Below are 5,209 nucleotides of genomic sequence, written 5' to 3'. Positions count from 1 at the left end.
GGCAGGCTGGCCGGCTGGCGCGCGTCTAGTGCTTGCACCACCTGCGCCAGCGCAGCGCGATCGGGCGCGGGATCGAGCAGGATATCCAGCCCGCCACCACAGGGCAGGCGAAAATCGATGATCGGCGAACCCCGGCCATAGCGCTGCAGCGCCGGCACCGCGCCCGGCGCCATCTGCGCCAAGTCTCCGGCCAGTTGCCGTTCCAGGCAGACATCGGCCAAAGAGCCGGCCACGGATGCATCCGCGCCGGCTCCTTGCCCGACTCCTTGGGTGGCCATTTGCGCGCCCACCCGGCGCGAAAAGCTGCCATCGATCCCCACCACCGTGCACAGCCCGGTGCCCCCAGCATGGGCGGCCCGCAGCGCGGCATGGTCGGTGTGGATCATCGCATCTCCAGGTGGGCTTGGCGTCAGCCGATCAGGTCGGCCGCCGGGGTATAGGCATAGCCCAGGTCGTTGGCCACCGCTTCATAGGTCACCTTGCCAAACGCCACGTTCAGGCCATTGGCGAGGTGCACGTTGCGCGCCAGCGCGGCCTTCCAGCCCAGGTTGGCAATGGCCAGGGCATGGGGCAGGGTCACGTTGTTGAGCGCATAAGTGCTGGTGCGCGCCACGCCGCCCGGCATGTTGGCCACGCAATAGTGCACCACGCCATCGACCACATAGGTCGGCTCGGCATGGGTCGTGGCATGGCTGGTTTCGAAGCAGCCGCCTTGGTCGATCGCCACGTCCACCAGCACGGCGCCGGGCTTCATCGTGGACAGCATCTCGCGCGTGACCAGCTTGGGCGCAGCGGCGCCGGGCACCAGCACCGCGCCGATCACCAGATCAGCCTCGGCCACGGCGGCGGCGATGTTGGCCTTGCCGGCATAGAGCGTCTTGGCACGGCTTTCGAAATGGGTGGCCAGGCGTTCCAGCACTTCGGGGCTGCGATCGATGATCGTGACATCGGCACCCAGGCCTGCCGCCATCTGCGCGGCATTGAAGCCGACCACGCCGCCACCGATCACCGCCACCTTGGCCGGCAGCACGCCGGGCACGCCGCCCAGCAGCACGCCGCGCCCGCCATGGGCCTTTTCCAGGGCGGTGGCGCCGGCCTGGATCGCCATGCGCCCGGCCACCTGGCTCATCGGCTTGAGCAGCGGCAGGCCACCGGTTGCATCAGTCACGGTTTCATAGGCGATGCACACCGCGCCCGACTTCACCAGGTCTGCGGTCTGTTCGGGATCGGGCGCCAGGTGCAGGTAGGTATAAAGGATCTGGCCTTCGCGCAGCATGGCGCGTTCCACCGCCTGCGGTTCCTTGACCTTCACCACCATGTCGGCGCGGGCAAAGACTTCAGCCGCGGTGCCCACGATCTGCGCGCCGGCCGCCACATAGGCTTCGTCGGCAGCGCCAATGCCGGCCCCGGCGCCGGTTTCCACCAGCACGGTGTGCCCATGCGCCACCAGTTCATGCGCGCTTTCGGGGGTCAGCCCGACGCGATATTCGTGGTTCTTGATTTCCTTGACGGTGCCGACAAACATACGTGATCTCCCAAAGCGATCGATTACGATCCCAGTGGGATGATATGGGAAAACGCAGGACGATTTTTCCCTATTTTTAGCGCGAATTCGCCGGACGCCGAGATTTCTTCCCGGTCATCCGGCGATCCGCGCAAATTATAGCACTGGCACCGCGATGCAGGCCAGCTTCACATCGAGATAGTCATCCACGCCCAGGTGCGAACCTTCGCGGCCCTGGCCCGATTCCTTGACCCCGCCGAATGGCGCCACCTCGGTAGAGATCAGCCCGGTGTTGATGCCCACCATGCCGTATTCCAGCGCTTCGGTCAGGCGCCATTGCCGCGCCGCGTCGTTGGTATAGGCATAGGCCGCCAGGCCCGCGCGCGTGTCGTTGGCCAAGGCCACGGCGTCCTGCTCGCTCGAGAAGCGGATCAGGCCGGCCAGCGGGCCAAAGGTTTCCTCGCGGTTGAGCAGGGCATCGGCCGGCACGTCAGCAATCACCGTCGGCTCGAAAAAGCGCGCGCCGATCGCCTCGGCCGGCTTGCCACCGGTCAGGATCTTTCCGCCCTTGGCCACTGCATCGGCGACATGCGCGGTGATCTTGGCCACGGCGCGATCATCGATCAGCGGTCCCTGGTCGGTCGGTCCGTCAAGGCCCGGCCCGACACGATAGGCCGCCACGCGGGCGGCAAGCTTCTGCGCAAAGGCATCGTGCACGGCATCATGCACCAGCAGGCGATTGGCGCACACGCAGGTTTGCCCGGTATTGCGGAACTTGGAAGCCAGCGCCCCTTCGACCGCCGCATCGAGATCGGCATCCTCGAACACGATGAACGGCGCATTGCCGCCCAGTTCCAGGCTCACCCGCTTGACCGTGCCGGCGCACTGCGCGGCCAGCAGCTTGCCCACGGCGGTCGATCCGGTGAACGTGAACTTGGCCACGCGCGAATCGCCGGTCAGCACTTCGCCGATTGGCTTGGCGTGCCCGGTGATCACGCTGAGCAGACCATCGGGCAGCCCCGCTTCCTGCGCCAGCGCCGCCAGCGCCAGGGCCGAAAACGGCGTGAGTTCCGAAGGCTTGATCACGATCGGGCAGCCCACGGCCAGCGCCGGGCCGGCCTTACGCGTGATCATCGCCAGCGGAAAATTCCACGGCGTGACCGCGCCGACCACGCCCACCGGCTGGCGGGTGACAACCAGGCGTCGATCGGCCTGGTGCGGGGCGATCACCTCGCCACGCACGCGCCGCGCCTCTTCGCCAAACCATTCCAGGAACGATGCGGCATAGCCCACTTCGCCCTTGGCCTCGGCCAGGGGCTTGCCCTGTTCGGCGGTCATGATCGTGGCCAGATCGTCGGCATGCTCCAGCATCAGCGCGGCCCAGCGCTTGAGCACGGCGCCACGCTCCTTGGCGGTCTTGGCCTTCCACGGCCCGAACGCGGCCTGCGCAGCGTCCACCGCCTCGCGCGTTTCGGCCGCGCCCAGATCGGGCACGTGGCCGATCACCGCGCCGGTGGCGGGATTGTCCACCGCGATGGTCGCCGCCGCGCCGCGCCATTGCCCCGCCACGAACGCCTGTTCGCGCCACAGGCCGGGGCGCTTGAGCGCGGGGCGGGTCACTTCCACAATATCACTCATGCCATCACCTTGCCGGCCACTGTCGCCAGGGCCTGTTCCACCAGATCGAGCCCTTCGTCGATCAGTTCGTCCGAAGCGGTCAACGGTACAAGCACGCGAATGGTTTCGCCCTTGGTGCCGCACGACAGCAGGATCAGCCCGCGTTCCAGCGCAGCAACGGTCACCGCCTTGGCCAGGGCGCCATCGGTTTCCCCGGCGGCATTGGTCACGTCAAAGCCGAACATCGCGCCGAGCCCGCGAATATTGGCCACCGGCAGGCCGGCGGCGGCAAAGCCTTCCACCCGCGTGCGCATGCGCTGGCCAATCGCGGCGGCGCGGGCGCAGAGGCCGTCTTCCTCGATCACTTCCAGCACGGCCAGCGCAGCGGCGCAGCCGATCGGCGATCCGCCATAGGTGCCGCCCAGACCGCCAGGATCGAGCGCATCCATGAGCGGAGCCCGGCCGATCAGCCCGGCGAGCGGAAAACCGCCGGCGAGCGACTTGGCCACGCAGACCAGATCGGGTTCCACCCCGGAATTTTCGATGCCGAACATCTTGCCGGTGCGGGCGAACCCGGCCTGTACTTCATCGGCGATCAGCAGGATGCCGTGCTGGTCAGCAAGGGCGCGCAGCGCCTCCAGGAACGCGGGCGGCGCCACGTGAAAGCCACCTTCGCCCTGCACTGGCTCGACGATGAAGGCCGCCACGCGCTCGGGCTCCACATCGGCGGCAAACAGGTACTGGATCGCCTCCAGCGTGCGCTCCACCGTGTTGCCATTGAGGCCGGCGGGGAACGGCGCATGGAACACCTCGCCCGGCATCGGGCCAAAGCGGCGCTTGTAGGGCGTGGTCTTGCCGGTCATCGCACTGGCGAGCAGCGTGCGGCCATGAAAACCGCCGGTAAAGGCGATCACCGCCGACCGCCCCGTTGCCGCGCGCGCCACTTTTACCGCGTTTTCCGTGGCCTCTGCCCCGGTGGTGAGCAACAGGGTCTTGGCCGGGCCAGAAAATGGGGCGGCAGCGTTCAATTTTTCCGCCAGCGCGACATAGCTTTCATAAGGGCAGACCTGGAACGCGGTGTGGGTAAAGCGTTCCAGTTGCGCCTGCACTGCGGCCATGACCTTGGGGTGCCGGTGCCCGGTATTGAGCACGGCAATGCCACCGGCAAAATCGACGAAGCGGCGCCCTTCCACGTCCCACAATTCAGCATTGTCCGCGCGATCGGCAAACACCGCGGTGGACGATGCCACGCCGCGCGGCACGGCCTGTTCACGGCGGGCAAGAAGAGACGCGTTATCGGCCATGGCGGCACACTCCGGGCAAGAGAAACAGATGCCCATGCTTGTCGCACCATCGGCTTGCGCGCAAAAGCCCACTAATGCTACCCGGATGGTGACCAGAGGTTACCATTGCCATGCCAGATCGTCCACACCTGCCGCCCTTTGCCGCGCTGCGTGCGTTCGAGGCGTTTGGCCGCCATGGTGGGGTGCGCCGCACCGCCGCTGCGCTGGGCGTCAGCCATGCCATCGTCAGCCGCCATCTGCGCGCGTTGGAAGACTGGCTGGGGGTCATGCTGGTCGATCGCCACGGCGGCGGGCTGACCCCGGCGGGGGAAAGCTATCACGCGCTGATTGGCCCGGCGTTCGACCAGCTGTGCACCGCCACCAGCCAGATGCGCGGCGGCGCGGCGGGTGGGCGGCTCGATGTGTGGTCGGTGGCGGGCCTGGCCTATCTCTGGCTCACCCCCAACCTGCCCGGCTTTGGCCGCCGCTACCCCGGCATGGCCCTAGATCTGCGCCCCAGTGACAGCCCGCCCGACCTTGTCCGGCGCGAGGCGCAGGGCGATATCCGCTGGTATCTCGATACGGCCCCGGCGCTGGCCACCCCACGCAACCTCACACGCCAGGCGATCGTGCGGCCACGCCTGTTTCCGGTGGCGCGGGCCGATGCGCCCTGGCTGGCCGGCGCCCGCGTCGCCACCCCGCGCGCTCTCCTGGCCCTGCCCCTGCTGCACGAGGATTCCGACGCCGAATGGCGCGCCTGGTTTGCCGCGCAAGGCCTGGAAGAAGCCCAGCCGCCACTGGCCGC

Annotated in this window: 5 protein-coding genes; 1 reads left to right on the top strand and 4 read right to left on the bottom strand. The window is 67.9% G+C overall.

What is annotated here, in order from left to right; genetic code table 11:
• The 4 genes from H926_RS32530 to gabT form a co-directional block, all read right to left on the bottom strand.
• Window positions 1-386 (bottom strand): XdhC family protein (locus H926_RS32530; protein WP_305809476.1); only part of this gene is annotated, 386 nt, incomplete at its 3' end.
• A 23-nt stretch (window positions 387-409) separates the two neighbouring features.
• Window positions 410-1,525, bottom strand: coding sequence for an alanine dehydrogenase (gene ald, locus H926_RS0114145; RefSeq protein WP_022676896.1), 1,116 nt, complete (start codon window positions 1,523-1,525; stop codon window positions 410-412).
• A 135-nt stretch (window positions 1,526-1,660) separates the two neighbouring features.
• Window positions 1,661-3,142 carry an NAD-dependent succinate-semialdehyde dehydrogenase gene (locus tag H926_RS0114140; protein ID WP_022676895.1) on the bottom strand — a complete coding sequence of 494 codons (1,482 nt, stop codon included), beginning with the start codon at window positions 3,140-3,142 and terminating at the stop codon, window positions 1,661-1,663.
• A complete protein-coding gene (gabT, locus tag H926_RS0114135; protein WP_022676894.1) occupies window positions 3,139-4,425 on the bottom strand; it encodes a 4-aminobutyrate--2-oxoglutarate transaminase in 1,287 nt (428 codons plus the stop codon). Before gabT ends, H926_RS0114140 begins: the two co-directional genes overlap by 4 nt.
• A 110-nt stretch (window positions 4,426-4,535) precedes the next feature.
• Between gabT and H926_RS0114130 the strand changes: the two genes are divergently transcribed.
• The coding region (locus tag H926_RS0114130) for a LysR family transcriptional regulator (RefSeq protein WP_022676893.1) at window positions 4,536-5,209 on the top strand (674 nt) is incomplete at its 3' end.

This window comes from Novosphingobium sp. B-7 (genome assembly GCF_000410615.1).
Classification (GTDB): Bacteria; Pseudomonadota; Alphaproteobacteria; order Sphingomonadales; family Sphingomonadaceae; genus Novosphingobium; species Novosphingobium capsulatum.
The sequence above is the reverse complement of the archived record's forward strand: the minus strand, read 5'-3'. Positions and strand labels throughout refer to the sequence as shown.

Bases quoted from the DNA above. Each gene is read 5' to 3' on its own strand.
- ald (WP_022676896.1), bottom strand. From the start codon at position 1,525: ATGTTTGTCGGCACCGTCAAGGAAATCAAGAACCACGAATATCGCGTC.
- H926_RS0114140 (WP_022676895.1), bottom strand. From the start codon at position 3,142: ATGAGTGATATTGTGGAAGTGACCCGCCCCGCGCTCAAGCGCCCCGGC.
- gabT (WP_022676894.1), bottom strand. From the start codon at position 4,425: ATGGCCGATAACGCGTCTCTTCTTGCCCGCCGTGAACAGGCCGTGCCG.